The sequence below is a fragment of the Paraburkholderia podalyriae genome (genome assembly GCF_014397785.1).
In the GTDB taxonomy this organism is placed as follows: domain Bacteria; phylum Pseudomonadota; class Gammaproteobacteria; order Burkholderiales; family Burkholderiaceae; genus Paraburkholderia; species Paraburkholderia podalyriae.
This window is the reverse complement of the sequence record NZ_VZQQ01000237.1, coordinates 1-1,103: the sequence shown is the minus strand read 5'-3', so window position 1 is coordinate 1,103 and position 1,103 is coordinate 1. Positions and strand designations below refer to the sequence as shown.

Below are 1,103 nucleotides of genomic sequence, written 5' to 3'. Positions count from 1 at the left end.
GGCGCGATCAAATTTGAAGTGCAACACCTTGCTCGTGTAAGGTGTGCCAATGCAAAAAAGAAGTTACCAACAACTGCAGCCTGAAGAACGCATGACGATTGCAAGCATGAAGCAGCAGGGTTCGAGCGTTCAGGTCATCGCCCGAACACTCGGGCGCGCGGCGTCAACCGTGAGCCGCGAGCTGACCAGGAACACGTGTTCTGCCGTGGGCTATGCGTCTGCACCAGCGCAGGCGCTCAGCACGAGCCGACGCGAGGCTGCGCGCCCGTGTCCCAAGCTGCACCCTCAAAGCGTGTCGTGGCGCGTGGTACTCACCCTGCTGGAATGGAAGTGGTCGCCCCAGCAGATCTCAGGTACCCTCAAGCGCATGTGGCCCAACGATCCGACCCAGCATGTCTCGCACGAGACCATCTACACCGCCATCTATGCCCAGCCACGCGGCGAGCTGCGCCGCCAGCTTATCGCCTGTCTGCGCCACGGCCACAGCACGCGTATGTCACGCAAGCGGGGCACTGACCGGCGCGGCCAGATCCCCGACATGGTGAGCATCCATGTGCGCCCGCCTGCGGTCGATGACCGGGTGATGCCAGGCCATTGGGAAGGCGACTTTATCAAGGGTGCCGGCAACCAGTCTTCCGTCGGCGTGCTGGTTGAGCGCACCAGTCGCCTGGTGCTGCTGGCGAAGATGGACGACGCCACCGCCGCCTCGGCCCTGGCCGGCTTCACTGCGAAGCTGAATTCGATCGCTGCGCCCCTGCGCCAGAGCTTCACTTACGACCAGGGCAAGGAAATGACCCGCCATCAGGAGCTCAGCGCCGCCACCGGCGTGCGCGTGTACTTCTGCGATCCGCACAGCCCCTGGCAACGCGGCACCTGTGAGAACACCAACGGGCTGCTGCGTCAGTACTTGCCAAAAGGCACCGACCTCTCGATCTACAGCCAGGACGAACTCGATGCCATCGCCGACAGCCTCAACAGCCGACCGCGTGCTACGCATGCATTTCATTCGCCATTCGAGGTGTTCGAACGTATGCTCGCAACCGCTTCCATAACTTCAGCTTCCGTTCATTAACCCGCTGTTGCGCTTCACCTTTGAAACCGCC

General features: G+C 62.2%; 1 protein-coding gene. It reads left to right on the top strand.

Annotated features, from left to right (window positions below; genetic code table 11):
* Positions 1 to 49 precede the first annotated feature (49 nt).
* The gene (locus F6X42_RS42785) at positions 50 to 1,072 is read left to right on the top strand and encodes an IS30 family transposase (protein ID WP_187639753.1); all 1,023 of its coding nucleotides are present in this window, start codon (positions 50 to 52) and stop codon (positions 1,070 to 1,072) included.
* Positions 1,073 to 1,103: the final 31 nt, after the last annotated feature.

Excerpts from the sequence above, each read along its gene's own strand:
- F6X42_RS42785 (WP_187639753.1), top strand. The coding sequence starts at position 50 with ATGCAAAAAAGAAGTTACCAACAACTGCAGCCTGAAGAACGCATGACG.